Source organism: Novosphingobium sp. TK46, assembly GCF_055361525.1.
Map to the genome: position 1 here is coordinate 419,783 of NZ_CM143963.1, position 18,564 is coordinate 438,346.

Annotated in this window: 15 protein-coding genes; 11 read left to right on the forward strand and 4 right to left on the reverse strand. The window is 65.0% G+C overall.

What is annotated here, in order from left to right; all coding sequences use genetic code 11:
* The first annotated feature begins 135 nt into the window (after nucleotides 1–135).
* Genes leuC through ACXJ1Z_RS01955 form a run of 4 tightly spaced genes read left to right on the forward strand, consistent with a single transcriptional unit; the run spans nucleotide 136 to nucleotide 4,074 of the window.
* Complete coding sequence (gene leuC, locus ACXJ1Z_RS01940) at nucleotides 136–1,512, forward strand: 3-isopropylmalate dehydratase large subunit (RefSeq protein ID WP_463779150.1); 1,377 nt, start codon at nucleotides 136–138, stop codon at nucleotides 1,510–1,512.
* Nucleotides 1,509–2,099 carry a 3-isopropylmalate dehydratase small subunit gene (locus ACXJ1Z_RS01945; protein WP_463779153.1) on the forward strand — a complete coding sequence of 197 codons (591 nt, stop codon included), beginning with the start codon at nucleotides 1,509–1,511 and terminating at the stop codon, nucleotides 2,097–2,099. Before leuC ends, ACXJ1Z_RS01945 begins: the two co-directional genes overlap by 4 nt.
* Entirely contained in the window at nucleotides 2,096–2,950 is an 855-nt protein-coding gene (locus ACXJ1Z_RS01950) for an isocitrate lyase/PEP mutase family protein (protein WP_463779155.1), read from the forward strand. The genes ACXJ1Z_RS01945 and ACXJ1Z_RS01950 overlap by 4 nt, the downstream gene beginning before the upstream one ends.
* The gene (locus tag ACXJ1Z_RS01955) at nucleotides 2,950–4,074 is read left to right on the forward strand and encodes an alcohol dehydrogenase catalytic domain-containing protein (protein ID WP_463779156.1); all 1,125 of its coding nucleotides are present in this window, start codon (nucleotides 2,950–2,952) and stop codon (nucleotides 4,072–4,074) included. The genes ACXJ1Z_RS01950 and ACXJ1Z_RS01955 overlap by 1 nt, the downstream gene beginning before the upstream one ends.
* A gap of 65 nt (nucleotides 4,075–4,139) precedes the next feature.
* On the opposite strand, the gene ACXJ1Z_RS01960 is transcribed toward ACXJ1Z_RS01955, so the two are convergent.
* Genes ACXJ1Z_RS01960 through ACXJ1Z_RS01970 form a run of 3 tightly spaced genes read right to left on the reverse strand, consistent with a single transcriptional unit; the run spans nucleotide 4,140 to nucleotide 8,699 of the window.
* Entirely contained in the window at nucleotides 4,140–4,763 is a 624-nt protein-coding gene (locus ACXJ1Z_RS01960) for an isochorismatase family protein (protein WP_463779157.1), read from the reverse strand.
* A complete protein-coding gene (locus tag ACXJ1Z_RS01965) occupies nucleotides 4,760–6,637 on the reverse strand; it encodes a hydantoinase B/oxoprolinase family protein (protein WP_463779159.1) in 1,878 nt (625 codons plus the stop codon). Before ACXJ1Z_RS01965 ends, ACXJ1Z_RS01960 begins: the two co-directional genes overlap by 4 nt.
* 1 nt (nucleotide 6,638) lies before the next feature.
* Nucleotides 6,639–8,699, reverse strand: a complete 2,061-nt coding sequence (locus ACXJ1Z_RS01970) for a hydantoinase/oxoprolinase family protein (protein ID WP_463779160.1) — start codon at nucleotides 8,697–8,699, stop codon at nucleotides 6,639–6,641.
* A gap of 234 nt (nucleotides 8,700–8,933) precedes the next feature.
* Between ACXJ1Z_RS01970 and ACXJ1Z_RS01975 the strand changes: the two genes are divergently transcribed.
* The gene (locus ACXJ1Z_RS01975; protein ID WP_463779162.1) at nucleotides 8,934–9,776 is read left to right on the forward strand and encodes an alpha/beta fold hydrolase; all 843 of its coding nucleotides are present in this window, start codon (nucleotides 8,934–8,936) and stop codon (nucleotides 9,774–9,776) included.
* Between the two features lie 10 nt (nucleotides 9,777–9,786).
* Here the strand turns inward: ACXJ1Z_RS01975 and ACXJ1Z_RS01980 are convergent, their stop codons facing one another.
* Nucleotides 9,787–11,217, reverse strand: a complete 1,431-nt coding sequence (locus ACXJ1Z_RS01980) for an MFS transporter (protein WP_463779164.1) — start codon at nucleotides 11,215–11,217, stop codon at nucleotides 9,787–9,789.
* Nucleotides 11,218–11,554: 337 nt separating this feature from the next.
* Here ACXJ1Z_RS01980 and ACXJ1Z_RS01985 point away from each other — a divergent pair, with 337 nt between their 5' ends.
* The 6 genes from ACXJ1Z_RS01985 (at nucleotide 11,555) to ACXJ1Z_RS02010 (ending at nucleotide 18,535) form a co-directional block, all read left to right on the forward strand.
* On the forward strand, nucleotides 11,555–13,093 hold the full coding sequence (locus ACXJ1Z_RS01985; RefSeq protein WP_463779165.1) for a cytochrome P450: 1,539 nt from the start codon (nucleotides 11,555–11,557) through the stop codon (nucleotides 13,091–13,093).
* 146 nt (nucleotides 13,094–13,239) lie between these two features.
* Entirely contained in the window at nucleotides 13,240–13,572 is a 333-nt protein-coding gene (locus ACXJ1Z_RS01990) for a helix-turn-helix domain-containing protein (RefSeq protein WP_463779166.1), read from the forward strand.
* Nucleotides 13,521–14,144, forward strand: a complete 624-nt coding sequence (locus tag ACXJ1Z_RS01995; protein ID WP_463779168.1) for a LysR substrate-binding domain-containing protein — start codon at nucleotides 13,521–13,523, stop codon at nucleotides 14,142–14,144. The genes ACXJ1Z_RS01990 and ACXJ1Z_RS01995 overlap by 52 nt, the downstream gene beginning before the upstream one ends.
* Nucleotides 14,145–14,273: 129 nt before the next feature.
* A complete protein-coding gene (locus tag ACXJ1Z_RS02000; protein WP_463779169.1) occupies nucleotides 14,274–14,792 on the forward strand; it encodes a (R)-mandelonitrile lyase in 519 nt (172 codons plus the stop codon).
* A gap of 48 nt (nucleotides 14,793–14,840) precedes the next feature.
* Nucleotides 14,841–15,596 (forward strand): SDR family NAD(P)-dependent oxidoreductase, encoded by a 756-nt coding sequence (locus ACXJ1Z_RS02005; protein WP_463779171.1) that lies wholly within the window; start codon nucleotides 14,841–14,843, stop codon nucleotides 15,594–15,596.
* Nucleotides 15,597–16,153: 557 nt separating this feature from the next.
* The gene (locus ACXJ1Z_RS02010) at nucleotides 16,154–18,535 is read left to right on the forward strand and encodes a TonB-dependent receptor (protein WP_463779173.1); all 2,382 of its coding nucleotides are present in this window, start codon (nucleotides 16,154–16,156) and stop codon (nucleotides 18,533–18,535) included.
* The last annotated feature ends 29 nt before the right edge of the window (nucleotides 18,536–18,564 follow it).

Consider the following 18,564-nt stretch of genomic DNA (forward strand, 5'->3'; position numbering starts at 1 on the left):
GCCCGCCTTGGCGGGTTGTGGCGGCGAGTGGTGATCGTCCGGGTCCACTGCGCCTAGGCGCGACTATCCGTAGGACGGACATAGAGCGTCTCGGCATCGCAACCGCGCCCATGCGCGCTCATATCTCCATCGACCATGCCGCAGCCCAAAACCCTCTATGACCGCATCTGGGACGATCATGTCGTCGTCACCGGCGACGGCGGCCACGACCTCCTCTACGTCGATCGCCATCTCCTCCACGAGGTGAGCACGCCACAGTCGTTCGAGCTGCTGCGCGAGAACGGCCTGACCGCCCACCGCCCCGCGACGCAGCTCGCCGTACCCGACCATGCGGTGCCCACCCGCACCCGCGACGGCACCATCCAAGACGCGATGGCGAGGAAGCAGGTCGCGCTGCTGGAAAGCAACTGCACCGCGTTCGGCATCGAACTGCTGGAACTGACCGACGCGCGCCAGGGCATCGTCCACGTCATGTCGCCCGAGCAGGGCTTCACCCTCCCCGGCCTGACCATCGTGTGCGGCGACAGCCACACCGCCACCCATGGCGCGTTCGGCGCGCTCGCCTTCGGGATCGGCGCGAGCGAGAGCGGCACGGTGATGGCGACGCAGTGCCTGTGGCAGACGCGGGCCAGGAACTTGCGCGTCACGTTCGAGGGGCAGCTTGCGCCCCACGTCACTACCAAGGACATGATCCTGGCGCTGATCGGCAAGATCGGCGCCTCGGGCGGGATGGGCCACGCCATCGAGTTCGCCGGCGAAGCCGTCGGCGCCGCCTCGATGGAAGCGCGCATGACGTTGTGCAACATGGCGATCGAGGCCGGCTCGCGCGTCGGCATGGTCGCGCCTGACGACACGACGTTCGCCTACCTTGCCGACCGCCCGCGCGCACCCAAGGGCGCGATGTGGGATGCGGCACTGGCGCACTGGCGCACGCTCAATTCCGGCGATGCCGCATTCGAGCGCGAAGTGGCGATCGACGCTGCCTCCCTTGCCCCGCAAGTCAGCTACGGCACCTCACCCGATCAGGTCGTCGGCATCGACGGCGTCGTGCCCGAAGGCGCGAGCCTGGCGCTGGCCTACATGGGGCTTTCGCACGGTCAGCCGTTGGCCGGGCTGCCGATCGACTACGCTTTCATCGGCAGCTGCACCAACAGCCGCATCGAGGACTTGCGCGCCGCCGCGGGCGTGATCCGGGGCCGCCACGTCGCGGCGGGCGTTACGGCGATGGTCGTGCCCGGCTCGACCCAGGTGAAGAAGCAGGCCGAGGCCGAAGGACTCGATCGCCTGTTCCTCGCCGCCGGGTTCGAGTGGCACAACGCCGGCTGCTCGCTATGCGTGGCAATGAACGGCGACCGCGTACCCGAGGGCAAGCGCTGCATCTCCACCTCGAACCGCAACTTCGAAGGCCGCCAGGGCGCCGGTGCGCGCACCCACCTCGCCAGCCCGGCGATGGTCGCGGCGGCGGCACTGGCCGGCAAGCTGGTCGACGTGCGACAGGACCAAGCAGCATGAGCGGGATCGAGGTCGTGACCGGCAAGGCCCTCCCCCTGCCGCTGGACGATGTCGACACCGACGTCATCTATCCCGCGCTGTTCCTGCTCCACACCGAGAAGAAGGGCTTGGGCCGGTTCGCCTTCCACGACCGCCCCGCCATCCGCGAGGCCTATGCTTTGGCCGGCTCACCACCGATCCTGATCGCAGGCGCCAACTTCGGCTGCGGCTCCAGCCGCGAGCATGCCGTTTGGGCACTCGCAGACCTCGGGCTCAAAGCCATCGTCGCACCTTCGTTCGGCGAGATCTTCCGCTCCAACTGCGCCAACAACGCCGTAGTCGCCGCGCAAGTGGATCTGGCCGATCTGCCCGCGCTGGTCGCGGCGGCCGAAGCGGGAGCCGACCTGACCGTCGACTTGCGCGAAACGACGGTCCGGGCCGGAGAGCATCGCGCCGCCTTCACCATTCCCGATGCCGATCGCGAGCTGGTGCTTGGCGGCTGGAACACCACCACCCGCATGCTCGCCCTGCACGGGGACGACATCGCCACATTCGAAGCAAGCCAGCGCGTCCGCGAACCCTGGCTCTGGACCAAGGACCCCGCATGACCGATACGCGCCTAAAGGATCGCCTCGCCTCGAAGGAATTCTTCGTCGTTCCCGGCGTCCACGACATGATCGCCGCCGTCATGGCCGAGCGCGCCGGCTTCGACATCGTCTACGGCTCCGGCTACTGGACCACCGCCAGCGCCTATGGCCTGCCCGACACCGGCATCGTCACCTACACCCAGATGCTCGACCGCATGGCGACGATCAAGAAGACGATCTCCTCCGCGCTCATCGCCGATGCCGACACCGGCTTTGGTGGCCTGCTCAACGTCCATCACACGGTCAAGGGCTACGAGGCCGCCGGGATCAGCGCGATTCAGCTGGAGGACCAGGAATTCCCCAAGAAGTGCGGCCACACCCCCGGCAAGCGCGTCGTGCCCGCCGAGGACATGGTCGAGAAGATCAAGGTCGCCGCCGAAGCGCGGCGTGAGATGCTGATCATCGCCCGCACCGACGCTTACCAGACCTATGGCCTGGACGAGACGCTGCGCCGCCTGGAAGCCTACGACAAGGCCGGCGCCGACATCCTTTTCCCCGAGGCGATCACCACCGAGGAAGAGATGCGCAAGGTTTGCGAGACCTTCGACAAGCCGATCATGGTCAACGTCGCCAACGGCGGCGTCACCCCGCCGCTGAAGGCAAATGAGTTCGCCGAGATCGGTTTCGCGTTCTCGATCTATCCGTCACTTTCCAGTCTTGTCGCGGCGTCCGCGATCGAAAAGGCCTACGCCCTGCTGCGCGATGAGGGCGACGGCGAGCCCAGCGATCCGCCGCTGTTCGACTTCAAGGAGTTCTGCTCGCTGATCGGCTTCGAGGACGTGTGGGCCTTCGACAAGAAGTGGGCGCGGTAATGCAGATCCGCTCGGCCGTTCTCGATCGTTCCGGGGGCAATGCGACGCCCTATGCGGGCAGCAAGCCGATGCGCTTCGCCGACCTGGAGCTCGACACTCCGGGGCCTGGCGAAGTGCTGGTGCGGATCGAGGCGGCGGGGCTGTGCCATTCCGACCTGTCGGTCGTGAACGGCGACCGCGTCCGGCCGATGCCGATGGCGCTGGGGCATGAAGGCACCGGCATCGTCGAAGCGCTCGGGCCCGGCGTCGATGGGCTGGTCGAGGGCGACCGGGTGGTGCTGGTGTTCCTGCCGTCGTGCGGGCGCTGCGTGCAGTGCCTTTCGGGCGAAGGCTACCTCTGCGCGGTCGGCGCGGCGGCGAACGGCAAGGGTGAGCTGATCGGCGGTGGCAGTCGCCTGCACGAATGCGGCACTCACGTGCACCATCACCTCGGCGTCTCCGCCTTTGCGAACTACGCGGTGGTCGACCAGCGTTCCACGGTAAAGGTCGATCGTGACTTGCCGCCAGAGATCGCGGCAGTGTTCGGCTGCGCGGTACTCACGGGTGTCGGCGCGGTCATCAATAGCGCGAAAGTGATGCCGGGCGAGACCGCGATCGTGTTCGGTCTCGGCGGCGTGGGTCTTGCGGCGACAATGGGCGCATTGGGCAGCGGCGCGGCGAAGGTCATCGCGGTCGACATGGTCGATGCCAAGATCGCACTGGCCAATGAGCTCGGCGCCATTGCCGTCAAGCCGGACGGCCTAGCCGACGCGATTGCGCAGCACTTGCCCGCGGGCGGCGCCGACGCGGTGATCGAGACGGTCGGCAACGCCAAGGTGCTGGCACAGGCCTATGCCTCGGCACGGCGCGGGGGCCGTATCGTCACCGTCGGCCTGCCCCCGCCGGAGCAGACCTTCGCGCTCAGCCCGCTCTCGCTGGTGGGTGATGGCAAGACGCTGATCGGCTCGTACATGGGATCGGCGATCCCGGCGCGCGACATCCCGCGCTACATCGGCATGTGGCAGGCGGGCAAGCTGCCGGTCGAGAAGCTGATCAGCTCGACGCACGAGTTGGGCGATCTCAACGAAATGATGGACGCCATGCATCGTGGTGAGGCGATCAGGCAAATCATCCGCTTTCGATAGCGCCTCATGAAAAGCGCCAGCACCTTGCGGCACCGGCGCTTTCCTCCTGCGAACCCTTTGCGGGTCTACTTGAGCAGCGAGAGCGCCTGCGCTTCGCTGAGTACCTCGGCATATTTCTTGGACAGATCGAACAGGTTGGCCTCGTGGGGCCGTTCGTCGCGATCACCACAGGCGTCGGCCACGACCAGCGGCACGAAGCCCGATTGCAGCGCATCGAGCGCGGATGCGCGAACACAACCCGAAGTCGAGAAGCCGGTGATCAGCAGCGTGTCGATCCCCATCGCCGTCAGCGTCGAGGCCAGCGAGGTGCCGAAGAACGCCGAGGCGTATTGCTTGGTAACGACGACGTCGCCTGGCTCGGGCTGCAGACTGAGCGGGAATGCGCCGAGAGGCGAGCCGTCGAGGAACGCCTCAAGTGCCGGCACCTTCTTATAGAACAGCCCGCCGTTGGCGCCGTCGGCGCAATACGACACGTTGGTGAAGATCACTGGCGTGCCCGAGCTGCGCGCTGCGGCGGTCAGCTTCTCGCACGAGGCGAGCGCATCCTCGAACCGGGGCGAGTAGAGGCCGCAAGTCGGCGTAAGGTACGCCATGACCACGTCGACCAGCAGCAGCGCCGGGCGTTTACCCGGCTGCAGCGCGCCGCCGAAGCCGCCGGCGTCATAGTCGTTGGTGAGATCGTCGCTCATTCAGCTGCCTCGGCCAGTTCGTGGTGCCACTTGGGCGCTTCGGGTGCCGGCAGGCCGGTCTCGGCGAGGCAGTTGGCGCGCAGCGTCTCGATGTCGGGACCGAAGTTGAACACTCCGATCTCACCGCGCTCGCTGCGCAGCTTGTCGCGCAACGCCGTGGTCGCAGCTTCGTCGACCATGCCGTCCGCGATCACCACGCCATAGCGCAGCGCGCCTTCGACGGTGACCAGACCTTGCGCGATCTCCTTGACCAGCAGCGCCGGGTCGCGTTCCAGAGGATCGCCCCAGCCACCGCCGCCCCAGGTGATGAAGTGCAGCTGGTCGCCGGCCTCGACCGGATAGTCCTCCAGCTTGTTGCCGACGACGATCTCGGTGCCGTCCGCCTTGATCAGCAGCTTGCGCGCGCGGGCACCGGGCTCACCGCCGTTGACGCCCCAGGGCGGCACGAACCAGCGGTCGTCGTGGATCGCGATCACGCCGGGCTCGAGGAAGCGATAGACCATGTCGATGCCGTTGCCGCCGCGGTGCAGGCCGGGGCCGCCGGAGTCGGGTACGGTCTCGTAACGCTCGATGATCAGGGGGAAGTAGCGTTCGAGGAACTCGTTGGGCACGTTGGTGAAGCCGGGGAACAGCGAGTGTCCGTCGGGACCATCGCCCAAGGGCCGGCCGGGAATGCCCCCGAAGCCGATCTGGAACAGCTGGAACCACTTACCGGTCTTGTCGGTGCCGGCGTAGAACAAGTGCGGGCTGGACGAGAAGCCGGCGGCGGCCAGAAACTCGGGCGTCTTCTGGCCGAGCAGTCCGCCCAGGATGTCGAACAGGCGCCCCAGCACGTGGGTGCGGCCCGACAGCGCGGCGGGGAAGTTCGGCTTCAACAGCGAGCCCTTGGGGATGCGCACGTCGATCAGCGGATAGTAACCGTCGTTGAACAGGATCTGCGGATCGAAGATCATGATCATGTAGATGCCGAAGAACATCCGCATCATGTTCTCGTTGAGGAACATGTTGATCGAAGCCTTGGACTGCGGATCGGTGCCGTCGAAGTCGAGCACCACGCGGCCGTTCTCACGCCACATCGTGCACTTGATTTTGTACGGGCCGAAACCCATCCCGTCGTCGCAGATGTAGTCTTCGAAGCTGACCTTCTCCTCGCCGATCGAGGTTTCGATCAGCTGCTTCATCGCGCGGTAGTTGCGATCGAGCAGCAGGTCGGTGGCCGAGACGAACACGTCGTCGCCAAAGCGCGTCGCCATCTCGACGACGCGGTTGGCGGCGACGCGGCACGAGGCGATCAGCGCGTTCAGGTCCGCCTTGCACCAGGCCGGGGTGCGCGACTGGTGCATGATCAGCTTGACCAGATCTTCGTTGTAGAGGCCTTGCTTGTAGATCTTCACCGGCGGGATACGTACGCCTTCCTGGAAGATCTCGGTCGCGTGGATCGGCATGGATCCTGGCACCATGCCGCCGATGTCGGACATGTGGCCGAACATTGAGGTATAGGCGATCAGGCGACCGTCCTTGAACACCGGCAGCAGCACCAGCCAGTCATTGGAGTGGCTGATCGCGCCGCCGACCGAGTAGGGGTCGGACAGGAAGATCATGTCGCCGTCCTCGACCGTGCCGTCGTAGCCGTCGAGGAACGGCCCGATGTAGCTGCCGAACTGGCCCACGACCATGCGGCCCTGGTGGTCGGCGATCAGCGGGAAGGCGTCGCCCTGCTCGCGGATGCCGGGCGACATCGCGGTGCGCACCAGCGTCGCGTCCATCTCGATCCGCGCGTTGCGCAGGGCGTTCTCGATGACTTCAAGCGTGACCGGGTCGATCTCGACCGTGGCGAAGGGGGCGTCGTTCGCCTGGATGATCCGTGCGGGCATGTCAGTTGCTCTCTTGGGCCAGGGTGATAAGGATATTGCCGACCGGGTCGACCTTGCCGACGCAATCGCCTTCGATCAGCGTGGTCGAGTCCATCTCGGTGACGATCGCCGGGCCAGGGATGACGTCGCCGGCTTTCAGCTTGGAGCGGTCGTAGATCGCGGCGGGTGCCATCGCGCCGTTGTACCACAGCTGGTGGTCGCGGACTTTGGCTTCGCTGGGATCGCCGTTGCCTTGCGGCAAGCGCTGGGCTTCGAGTTCGAGCAGCGGTCCCAATGCCACCGCACGCAGGTTCACCAGCTCGTGCTCGGTGTCCATGTTGAAGGTGAACAGCCGCTCGTGCTCGGTGTCGAAGCGCGCCTGCACGCCGGCGAGGCCATCAGCCTTGAGCGTAGCGGGATCGATCGACAGCGGCACTTCGAAGGCCTGGCCCTCGTAACGCACGTCGAGCTCAAACTGCACGGTGATGTCTGCGTCGGCAATGCCTTCGGCCTTGAGCTCCTCGCGGGTCTGCGCGGCCATTTCGTCGAGCACGGTGAGGACGTCGGCCTCCTCCGTCTCGCTGAAGCGCTTGGAAAACGAACGTGCGGTCTCGGTGCGCATGCGGGTGGTGGCATCGCCCAACGCGCACAGCACGCCGGGGCTGACGGGCGAGACCGCGGGCCAGCTGCCCATCAGCTTGGCGACCGCGTTGACGTGGAGTGGTCCGGCACCGCCGAAGCCCATCACCGCGAAGTGGCGCGGATCGTAGCCCTGCTGCACCGAGATCATCCGCAGCGCACCGAACATGTTCTCGTTGACGATGTCGATGATGCCGCGCGCCGCTTCCATCAGGCCGATGTTCAGCTTGTCGGCGATGGTCTGCACCGACTTCTTGGCGCCCTCGCGGTCGAGCTTGAACGCGCCGCCGAGCAGATTCTCGGGCAGGTAGCCGAGCACGACGTTGGCGTCGGTCACGGTCGGCTGGGTGCCGCCCTTGCTGTAGGCCACCGGCCCCGGCACCGCGCCTGCCGACTGCGGGCCGACACGCAGCGCGCCGGTCAGCTCGGGCACGTAGGCGATCGAGCCGCCCCCCGCACCGACGGTCTTCACGTCGAGCGCCGAGGCGCGCACCGACAAGTGCCCGACCTCGGTGGCGCGCACCCGGCGCGCTTCCAGGTTCTCGATCAGCGCGACGTCGGTGGAGGTGCCGCCGACATCGAGCGTGAGGATGTTGCGGATGCCGGCGTTCTTGCCGACCCACAATGCGCCGGTAACGCCACCGGCCGGGCCGCTCATCAGCAGCGCGACGGGATGCTCCTCGGACTTTTCGGAGCTCATCAGCCCACCATCCGAACGCAGCAGCGAGAGCGATCCGGCCATGCCGCCGCCACGCAGCTTGTCGCGCAAGTTGCGCACGTACTTGCCCACCACCGGGCGCACCGCGGCGTTGGCGACGGTGGTCAGGGTGCGCTCGTACTCCTGCATCTCGGGCAGGACTTCGTGGCTGAGCGACACCGGAATGCCCGGCAGGATCTGCGCCGCCATCTGGCCCACGCGGGTCTCGTGCGCGCCGTTGAGGTAGCCGTTCATCAGACTGACCGTCAGCGCCTCGACGCCCTGGCTTTTCAGCTTCTCCAGCGCGGCGCGGATGTCGTCATCGTCGCACGCACGCAGCTCGTTTCCTTGCGCGTCCATCCGGCCCTTGATCTCGACGGTGTCTTCCAGCGCGGCCAGCGGCTCGGGCTTGGGCCACACGATCCAGCCGGCCAGACCCCCGGGGACGAACGAGCGCGCGATCTGCATGACCTGGCGATAACCTTCGCTCACGATCAGGCCGACCCGCGCGCCCTTGCCCTCAAGCACCGCATTGGTAGCGACGGTGGTGCCGTGGAGGAAGAACTCGATCTCGGACGGCGTGATCCCGGCGCTCTCGCAGATGGCGATGACGCCGTTCTGGATGCCCTCGGAGCTGTCGTGCGGCGTCGACGGCGTCTTGTGACGCCAGAACGAGCCGTTCTGAGGATCGAGCAGGAGAAGGTCGGTAAACGTCCCGCCGACGTCCACCCCCAAGCGATATGACATTCGAGATTCTCCGAGAAGGCTTGTGCCGACGAACAAGCACTCGGCGTGCGGCATTGGCGAGGGAGGTGAAGCCGAATGTTCAACTGGCGATCAGTGCTGGCCGGCAGGTGGGCACGAACCGGGCCGCCCGCTTGCACCGGCATCGTCACCGGCTAGCCTGCCACCGAACTCTCGCAAGGACGCCTGACCGCCGGCGGGCGACGCGTCCGACTGCCATCTGTCAGGAAACATCGCATGAACGCCCTATCGCCCACCAGCCCGCCCTACCCCCGCCGCCATTATACCGACGGGCCGTTCGGGCAGATCCACTTCCAGGTTCTGGGGGACGGCGCGCCGCTGGTGCTGCTGCACCAGGCGCCGATGACGTCGGGCCAGTTCGATGCCGTCTATGCGCCGCTGGCCTTGCGCGGGTTTATGGCGATCGGCGTCGATATGCCGGGCTTCGGCCAGTCCGATCCCGCACCGGGCGTGCCGGCCGTGGCGGATTTCGCGCAAGTGGTGCCTGCCGTGCTCGACGCGCTTGGCCTGCAAACCGCCGCGCTGCTGGGTCATCACACCGGCGCGCTGGTCGCCAACGAGGCGGCGATCGCCTTTCCCGCGCGCGTGACGGCGCTCATCCTCAACGGTCCGTTGCTGGTCTCATCGGAGGATCGCGAGAAATTCCTCGCACCCGGCGGCATGAACGACTGGGAGCAAGGCTTTGCCGGCCAGGAGCACGCCGCGCACTTGGCGCAGCTGTTCGACATCCGCGACCGCATGGCCGCCGGTTCGATCGGCTACGACCGGTTGAGCGACTACGTGGTGCAGGCGATGGTCGGACGCGGGGCGTTCTGGCACGGCCACCATGCCGCTTTCATGTACGACCAGGCGGACCGTCTGCCGCTGATCACCCAACCGACGCTGATCTTCTCCAACACGGGCGACGAGATTTACCCACATGCCGAGGCCGCGCACGCGATCCGTCCCGACTTCGCCTTTGCCGCGCTGGAAGGCGGCGGCGTCGACATCTGTGACCAGCAGCCCGAGGCCTGGGCGGATATCGTCGCCGGGTTCCTGAACTCGGTGCGTGCGGGTTAAAGCTACGCGCTCAGTGATGCAGGCCGGCTTCCGAGCTCTCGATCGCGGCGACCGGTGAGCCATTTTCCAGCTGCGAAGGGTCGAGCTTGTAGCGGCTGAAGATCACCAGGCTGACCACTTGCGTCGCGGCGGGGATCAGCGAGTACAGAAGGATGATGCCTGTGATCGCGCTGGGGCTCTGCGCCACCGGCCCGCCCTGCGACGACCGGTAGCCGTAGAGGCTCATCACCAATCCGCCGATCAACGGGCCAAGCGCAAAGGCCAGCTTCTCCGCCGCCGACCATACGCCCGAGAACACGCCTTCGTTGGCGATGCCGGTGCGATGGCGCTGGTATTCGATGGTGTCGGTCAGCATCGACAGCGCCAGCAGGATGAAGCCGGTGTTGGTGATGCCGATCAGGAACGCGCGCACCAGCACCAGCGCGCCTTGCTCGGTGATGCGCCCCAGAAGCGGCAGTTCGAGCAGCACCGGACTGCCCGCTTTCACGAAGAACCACGTCACCGTGATCAGCGTCCACGCGATTGACGCCACCCAGTAGACCCGCTCCTTCCCGAAGCGCTGCGACAGGTAGTAGAATATCGGCTGGCTGAGCATCGAGCCGACCGACATGACCACGATGAACTTGGGGATCAGGTCCACCTCGCCCAGCGCGTAGAGATAGAAATAGCCGATCACGGTATAGCCCGAGGCCTGGCCGATGCCTTGCACGAAGGTCGTCGCCAGCAGCACCATGAACGGCGTGTTGACCAGCACCGGGCGGAATTGCTCGATGAGGTTGGCGGGTGGCTCGCCGCTGCCGACCAGCTTCTGGCGGCGCAAGGCGAAGGCGGGGATGATCATCGACACCAGGCACACGGCGGCGAAGATCATGCCCATCGTGTGCCAGCCGCGCGCGCCACCGCCCAGCGAGAACACCAGCGGCTGCGCCACGCCGACGCCCAGGATCACGCCGCCGATTGTCGAGACCATGCGGAAGGCGAGGATGCGGGTGCGCTCGTGCCGATCCTCGGACAGCTCCGATGCGACCGCGAGGTAGGGCACCGAGTAGAGGCTGAACGCGGTCGAAGCGACGAAAAACAGCGCGCATACGCCCGCCGCCGCCAGATACGGGCCGCCATAATCGGTGATGGTGAACAGCGCCAGGAAGCCCAGGCTGGTCAGGATCGCGCCCCACAGCAGGAACGGGGTACGCCCCCGCCGCTCCTTGGTCCGGTCCGACCAAACGCCGACCAGCGGATCGCACACGATCAGCCATAGTTTGGGCAGCAGAATGGCGAAGCCCGACAGCCAGGCCGGCACCCCCAGCATCGTCGTCATGAACACCGGCAGCAGCACCGCGGGCGTATCGCGAAAGATCTGCGCGCCGAGCTGGCCGATGCCATAGCCCGCTACGGTCGGTAGCGGCACCTTGTGGCTGGTCTGCGCAATTCTGGTGGTCATTGCCGGCCTGTCCCTCGTTAGCGCAACATGCCGACAGCATCACACCTCCCCGCTCGATCGCTGAACGGCTTCGGCGAGATGATCACCTGTTGGACAGAGACAATCGACAAAACCGAAGCGGATGCATTCCAAGATCGCTGAACGCACGCCGGCACCGGCGCAGATGTCCCGCATCGTGATCAGTCACGCATCCTTGGTGCTTGACGCCAGCATATCCACCTGACTATGATCCACTGTATCGCATAAATATGGGAAGCGGCTGTTCCCGAATGTCTCGCGGCGCACCTCGATGCGGCAAACAGGCAAGGGCCGCCTCTTTGGGAATGGAGACGAACCCGTGACGACCCAATTGATCGAACGCGATTACTTCTCGGACCACGAGGTGTTGAAGGCGCCCTATGCCTTCTTCAACGCGATCCGCGAGCAGGGCCCGGTGTATCGCCCCCCAGGCAAGGACTACTACATCGTCACCGGCTTCGAGGAAGCGCTCGAGGTGTTGCGTGACCATGAAGCCTTTTCGGCGGTCATCGGACTGCAAGGGGCGTCGGCTCCGCTCCCCTTCACACCGCACGGATCGGACATCACCGCGCAGATCGAGGAACACCGCGAGGCATTTGCCGGCGGTGACCAGATCGTCAATCTCGATGACGAACCGCACACCAAGTTGCGCGCCTTCGTCAACACCTTGTTCGTGCCATCGCGTCTCAAGGCGAGCGAGGAGTTCATCCAGGTCTATTGCAACGAGATGGTAAGCAACGCGGTCGCCGATGGCGGCGTGGAACTGATCAGCAAGATCGCCACCCCCTATGTCACCATGGTGGTTGCCGACCTGCTCGGCGTTCCCATGGACGACCGGCAGATATTCATGGATGCCATTGCCAAGGGCCCGGTTCCAGGCGCGCTCGATGGAACCGATCCCATGTCGGGCGGGGCGGATCACCCCTTCGCCGTCATGGGCACTTACTTCTATGGCTATATCGCCGATCGCCGCGCCAATCCGCGCGACGACATCCTGACGCAGTTCGCGAACGCGAAGTACAACGACGGCTCCACGCCCGACATCTACGATCTTGTCCAGCTGGGCATGTTCATGTTCGGCGCGGGCCAGGATACCTCGGCCAAGCTGCTCGGCAACTCGATGAAGTACCTTGTCGAGGATCAGGTCCTGCAAAGCCGCCTGCGTGAAGAGCCAAAGCTGATCGGAGCCTTCCTGGAAGAGGTGCTGCGGATCGAGGGATCGACCAAGCAGACGGCGCGGCTCGCCCGTCGCGATGCGAAGATCGGCGATGTCGAGATCCCCGCCGGCACCAAGATCTTGGTCGCCCTGTCTGCTGCCAATCGTGACCCGCGTCGCTGGGACGATCCCAACGAGCTGATCGTCGGTCGCAAGAAGGCGATCGAGCATCTTGGCTTCGGGCGCGGCAAGCACGTGTGTGCCGGAGCGCCGCTTGCGCGCGTAGAAGTGCGTGTGATCATGGAGAAGTTTCTCCAGATGACGTCCAGGATCGAGCTCGATCTCGAAAAGCATCCGAACGGCGTGAGCGATCTCAGCTACGAGCCGAGCTTCATCATTCGCGGGCTCGATCGCATGCACATCAAGCTGACCCCGGCCGAAGGCTTTGTCGCCCCTGAAAAACGCGAGCCTGCTGCGGTGGCAGCAAGGACATGGTCGACCCAAAGCAGCCGCATCGGCGATTTGCTTGGCGATGCATCGGCGCGGGCCGTGCTGGAGAAGCACTTTCCGGGAATGGCGGACAACCCCCAGATCGCCATGGCCAAGGGCATGACCTTGCGCGCGGTTCAAGCCTACGCGGCCGACCAGTTCACCGATACGGCCCTCGACGCAGTCGACGTCGACCTGGCGGAACTGCACTGACATGGCAGCCAACAACGCTGCCAGCCACGCGTAATCGCCGGCTCCCTTTCCAGCAACGAACGTGAAGTCCGAGTGGCTGATCCTGCAGACGGTGAAAAGCGTTCAACACGATTGCGTAACATCGATCGACGCGGCACCCTTCGCTCATGCACATCAGCCGCGCCGATCTGGCAGATTTCAGCTATTTCGTTGCCATCGCCAGGCATCGCAGCTTTCGGCGCGCGGGTCTTGAGCTGGGTGTCAGCGCATCTGCGCTCAGCCATTCGCTAAGGGCCTGGAAGGCCAAATCGGCATTCGCCTGCTCAATCGCACCAACCGCAGCGTCACCCTCACCGCAGCCGGCGAGGCGCTGCTGGCGCAGATCGAACCGTCGTTCGCTACGATTGGCGCCGCCGTCGAGGGCCTCAACCGCTATCGTGCCGAGCCGATGGGGCGGATCCGGCTCAACGTCCTCGAGCATGGCAGTTCGCTGCTTCTAGCCAAAGTCCTGCCGATATTCGTGGAGCGTTATCCAGGCATCGAGATCGACATCGCGGTGAGCAACCATATGGTGGATGTCATCGCTCAAGGCGCGGATGCCGGGATTCGCTACGGTGGCACCGTTCCCGAGGACATGATTGCCCAGCGCCTCTCAGCAGATATCCGTTGGGTCGTGGTCGCCTCACCCGCATATCTCGAGCGTTTCGGCACCCCTGGCCATCCGCGCGAGTTGATGAACCATCGCTGCTTACGCATCAGGCTAGGCGACGATAGCATCTACCGCTGGGAATTCGAGCGGGGCACCGACGAAATGGCACTCGACGTGCCGGGCGTCATCACCATCGACAGCACTCCGCTCGCGCTGGATCTGGCCAGCGATCATGTCGCGCTCGCCTACTTGCCCGAGGCTTGCGTGCTCCCCCTGGTGCAGTCCGGCAAGTTGCGCATCGTTCTGGCCGATTGGACATCGATCGGCCCTGGCTTTCACATCTACTACTCAGGTCGCCGCCAATTGCCGACCGGACTTCGCCTGCTGATCGACCTGATCCGCGAGCTGCGGCCGCTCGGCTGAAAGGTCTTGCCCCATGAGCTCGGCTCATCGTGGCATCAACGTAGCCGTCGGTACCCCGGGCTTGCCGCTCCTCCATATAAGCTGCGCACACACGAACGCTGCACGACACCTTGGAGGAGGACGAGAGACATGACGCCGCATCTGCCAACACTCCTGACGATGTCGTTCCTGATCACGATGTCCGCACCGGCCAGTACCGCAGCCCGGACGGACGCTGCCAAGCAAGGAAGCCAGCCCATGGAAATCACCCGCAAAGCCGACATGAAAACCACGACCGGTCCGGCGGCAAACTTTACCGGCACGGTGATCATCACCGGCCAGTTTCAGCGTGCCGAACCTTCTCGAGTGGGTGGCGCGATCGTTCACTTCGAGCCTGGCGCACGCACCGCGTGGCACAAGCATCCGCTCGGGCAGACGCTGATCGTCACCGAAGGCATCGGCTGGACCCAAGTCGAGGGCGGACAAATCCTGGAGTTTCACGCTGGAGACCAATTGTGGTGCCCGGCCGACCGGAAGCACTGGCATGGCGCCACGCCCACCACCGCCATGACCCACATCGCCATCCAGGAATCGCTCGACGGTTCACCGGTCACATGGATGGAGCCGGTGACCGATGCGCAATACCTCGCCGGGCCGACGCAGGATTGAAACCGCTTCGCCTTGGCCCGAAGCTCATCAACTGAAAGGCGCACGTTCATGACCCGGATCCAACGTTTCACCAACAAGGTCGCTCTTGTTACCGGCGCCGCCAGCGGCATCGGCCGCGCCACCGCCATCGCGTTCGCCGCCGAAGGCGCGCACGTCGCCGTTCTCGACCGAACCGAAGATGCCTTGCGAGAGACTGCCGCCGCCGTCGAACAGGCGGGAGGCAAAGTGCTCGTCATCGCATGCGACGTGGCCCAGCCCGACCAAGTGGAGGCGGCGGTCTCGCGCACGATCGACACCTTCGGCCGCCTCGACATCGCCTTCAACAATGCCGGCGTCGAGAACAAGGCTGCTCGCGTCGCCGACATCGAACTGGAAGAATGGGACCGCATCCTCGACATCAACTTGCGCGGTACGTTCGTCTGCATGAAACACGAACTGGCGCAGATGGTTCGCCAGGGCAGCGGCGTGATCGTCAACACGTCTTCCGGAGCCGGCATCCGCGGCGTGGCGGGCGGCGCCAGTTACGCCGCTTCCAAGCACGCGATAATCGGCCTGACCAAATCCGCCGCGCTCGACTACGCCAAATCGAACATTCGCGTGAACGCCATCCTTCCCGGCAATATCGAGACCCCGATGATGGACCGCTTCACCGGAGGCGACATCCAGAAAGCCATCGACCTCGAACCGGTTGGCCGCCTGGGCAAGCCGGAAGAGATCGCCGATGCCGTGCTGTGGATGAGCGCCGACCTTGGCGCCTTCGTCACCGGGGCCGCGATCTCGGTGGATGGCGGTTGGGCACTGTAGCCAACAAGCAACGACCTGAGAAAAACCAGGCTCTGCCCTTCCAATCGCCGGCTCTCGCGACATGGGAAGGGCAGCTGACCAAAGCGCCAATCACGGACATCAACATTCCGCTCGATGATAGGCGCGCTTGGCGCGGTCCATCGCCCGGGCGCTGGCCAGCATGAGCTTCAACAATTGACAGTTCATACTCTATAACATAGCTCGACATTTGTTGGGCGCGACTGAGGTGGTCGAATGGACGCGCCGGGTTTGATCGACTCGCGGCATTTGACGGGAACAGCTTGCTCCGCGTTACCAACGGCTAAAGCGGCGATGCCGAGGCGACCACGCCAAGCATCGTGATCTCCCTGGGCATGGAGAACGCAGTGCACTCGAAAGCGACACGCATGCACTGATCGCGCTTCGGCACGATCAGCGGGCAATTCAAACGTATTCGGCCGGCATGATGCCGGAGCAAAACACAACACTTGGCGACGCCGAAGCATTGCGCGTGCCTTGCGGTCGCATGTCGAGCGCGGGTGGGCTCATCGCGCCGCCGCACCTCGGGGATCCTTGCAATGCGCTTCAGGCGAGCCGTTAGCGGCACCACACTCCTGCACTCTTCCTTTGCCGCACTTGCCTTTGTCGGCAGCGCGCCTGCTTTTGCCGCGAACGAGGATGCGCAAGCGTCTGCCACGGGCAGCGACATCGTCGTGACCGCACGCCGTCGCGAGGAGAATTCGCAGGACGTTCCGATCTCCATCAGCGTGGTCAGCGCTGCGACGCTTGAACGAACCGGCAACTACACGCTTAATCAGCTCCAGCAGCAGGTACCGACGCTGCAAATCACCTCGATCAACCCGCGCAACACCAACATCTCCATCCGCGGTTTGGGCGCGAACTCCTCGGTCGCGGTCGATGGCCTCGAGTACGGCGTCGGCTTCTATGTCGACGGCGTCTACTATGGTCGCCCCGGTCAGTCGCAATTCGACATCGTCGACCTGCAGCAGGTCGAAGTGCTCAACGGTCCTCAAGGCACGTTGTTCGGCAAGAACACCACGGCCGGCGCCATCAACATCACCACCCGCGAACCCAGTTTCACGCCGGAACTGACGGCCGAGGCGCACCTGGGCGACTACGACTTTCGCCAGATCCGCGCCTCCGCCTCGGCCCCGCTGATCGCGGACACTGTGGCGGTGCGGTTGAGCGTTACCGACACGCACCGCGATGGCTTCGCGTTCAACACCTACGATGGCCGCGATGCGCAGAACTACAAGAACCTGACCTTGCGCGGACAGTTGCTGATCAAGCCGGCGGACAACCTCAAGATACGGCTGATCGGCGACTACTCGCGCCAGAAGCAGCGCGCGTTCCTGTCGCTTTACGACGGCTACTTCACCACGCTGGGAAACGGCGCCCGGATTACCAACAACTTCATCGATCGAGCCCGGCGCAACGGCTATACCTTGTCTCCGGCGGACGCCTTTGCGCGCGAGGGAGCGGCCGATGCGCCGTTCTTCGCCAACAGCAAGAGCTATGGCGGATCGGGCCACATCGAATGGGACTTCGGTCCCGCGACCCTCACCTCGATCACGGCCTATCGCGGCTGGGACTGGAGCCCCGCCAACGACACCGACGGCACGTCGCTGTCGATCATGTCCAGGCAGCACACCGCCACTCGGCAGCGCCAGTTCAGCCAGGAGTTCCGGGTGGCGTCGAACGGCACCAACACCATCGATTACGTCGCCGGCCTGTACTATTTCTGGCAAGTGGTCCGCAGCCGCGGCTACAACGCGTTCGGTTCCGACTACATCGCGTGGAACTTTGATCCCGCGACCACCCCCGCAGCCACGCTGACGGCAGCCCGGCAGGCATACGGCGGATTCGAGTCCGACACCTATTCGAACCCCGCTACCAAGAGCTACGCCGCCTTCGGCCAGGCCGACTGGCACATCAGCGACGACCTGACGTTGACCGCCGGCTTGCGCTACACTCACGAGGACAAGGAAGGCGAGTTCCGCCAGTTCTGGGTCAGCGGCGCGGGTGCCGCCACGCTGTCCGCCGCGGCTTTGGCGCTGCGCAACCGGATCTATCCGCAAGTCGGGTTTTCCGCCGATCTCAAGTCCGACGCGGTGTCGGGTCTGGCGACGCTGAGCTACAAGGTGACGCCGGATGCGCTGCTTTACGGCACCTATTCGCATGGCAGCAAATCGGGCGGCCTCAACCTCACTGCCGGGGGACTGTCGCGACCGGTGAGCAATCCCGACGACGTGGGCATCGTCGATCCCGAGAAAGTCGACAACTTCGAGGTGGGTTTCAAGTCGCAGTGGCTCAACCGGCTGGTGACGCTGAACGGCGCCGTCTTCCTCACCGAAGTGCGCGATTACCAGGCCAACATCTCCGAGCAAATCAGCCCGACCGCCACGATCCAGTATCTCGCCAACATTCCCAAGGTCCGCTCCAAGGGTGTCGAAGCCAGCCTGGCGATCGCACCGAGCGAGTGGTTCAGCCTCTCCACTTCGGCCGCATACACCGACGCGCGGTATGTCAGCTACACCGGGGCGCAACAGGCGGTGGAGTCGACATATCTTGGCGCGGTGCAGGATCTGTCGGACCGGCGCCTGCCCAACGTGCCCAAGTTCGCCTACACCGTCGGCCTCGATGCCGCACGACCGCTGGGCAACGATCACGAGGTGTACCTGCGCGCGGATTATTTGCATCGCTCGGCCACCAACTCCACGCCGACCTTGAGCGCTTATGGCGTGATTCCGGCTTACGGCGTGCTCAACTTGCGGGTCGGCCTGCGCACGGCAGACGGCAAGTACGACCTGTCGTTCTTCGCGCGCAACCTGACGGACGCGGAATACTATCTTGCCCGCTCGGCGTCGCCGCTCGGCGCGATCACGGCCAGCCCCGGCGAACCGCGCACGATCGGCGGCACCTTGCGCGTGAAGTTGTAATCCGTGACGGCGGCGATGTACCCTGCGGC

What these genes read in the sequence shown, in the direction of transcription:
- leuC (WP_463779150.1), top strand. Translation starts at nt 136, where the DNA reads ATGCCGCAGCCCAAAACCCTCTATGACCGCATCTGGGACGATCATGTC.
- ACXJ1Z_RS01945 (WP_463779153.1), top strand. Translation starts at nt 1,509, where the DNA reads ATGAGCGGGATCGAGGTCGTGACCGGCAAGGCCCTCCCCCTGCCGCTG.
- ACXJ1Z_RS01950 (WP_463779155.1), top strand. Translation starts at nt 2,096, where the DNA reads ATGACCGATACGCGCCTAAAGGATCGCCTCGCCTCGAAGGAATTCTTC.
- ACXJ1Z_RS01955 (WP_463779156.1), top strand. Translation starts at nt 2,950, where the DNA reads ATGCAGATCCGCTCGGCCGTTCTCGATCGTTCCGGGGGCAATGCGACG.
- ACXJ1Z_RS01960 (WP_463779157.1), bottom strand. Translation starts at nt 4,763, where the DNA reads ATGAGCGACGATCTCACCAACGACTATGACGCCGGCGGCTTCGGCGGC.
- ACXJ1Z_RS01965 (WP_463779159.1), bottom strand. Translation starts at nt 6,637, where the DNA reads ATGCCCGCACGGATCATCCAGGCGAACGACGCCCCCTTCGCCACGGTC.
- ACXJ1Z_RS01970 (WP_463779160.1), bottom strand. Translation starts at nt 8,699, where the DNA reads ATGTCATATCGCTTGGGGGTGGACGTCGGCGGGACGTTTACCGACCTT.
- ACXJ1Z_RS01975 (WP_463779162.1), top strand. Translation starts at nt 8,934, where the DNA reads ATGAACGCCCTATCGCCCACCAGCCCGCCCTACCCCCGCCGCCATTAT.
- ACXJ1Z_RS01980 (WP_463779164.1), bottom strand. Translation starts at nt 11,217, where the DNA reads ATGACCACCAGAATTGCGCAGACCAGCCACAAGGTGCCGCTACCGACC.
- ACXJ1Z_RS01990 (WP_463779166.1), top strand. Translation starts at nt 13,240, where the DNA reads ATGCACATCAGCCGCGCCGATCTGGCAGATTTCAGCTATTTCGTTGCC.
- ACXJ1Z_RS01995 (WP_463779168.1), top strand. Translation starts at nt 13,521, where the DNA reads ATGGGGCGGATCCGGCTCAACGTCCTCGAGCATGGCAGTTCGCTGCTT.
- ACXJ1Z_RS02000 (WP_463779169.1), top strand. Translation starts at nt 14,274, where the DNA reads ATGACGCCGCATCTGCCAACACTCCTGACGATGTCGTTCCTGATCACG.
- ACXJ1Z_RS02005 (WP_463779171.1), top strand. Translation starts at nt 14,841, where the DNA reads ATGACCCGGATCCAACGTTTCACCAACAAGGTCGCTCTTGTTACCGGC.
- ACXJ1Z_RS02010 (WP_463779173.1), top strand. Translation starts at nt 16,154, where the DNA reads ATGCGCTTCAGGCGAGCCGTTAGCGGCACCACACTCCTGCACTCTTCC.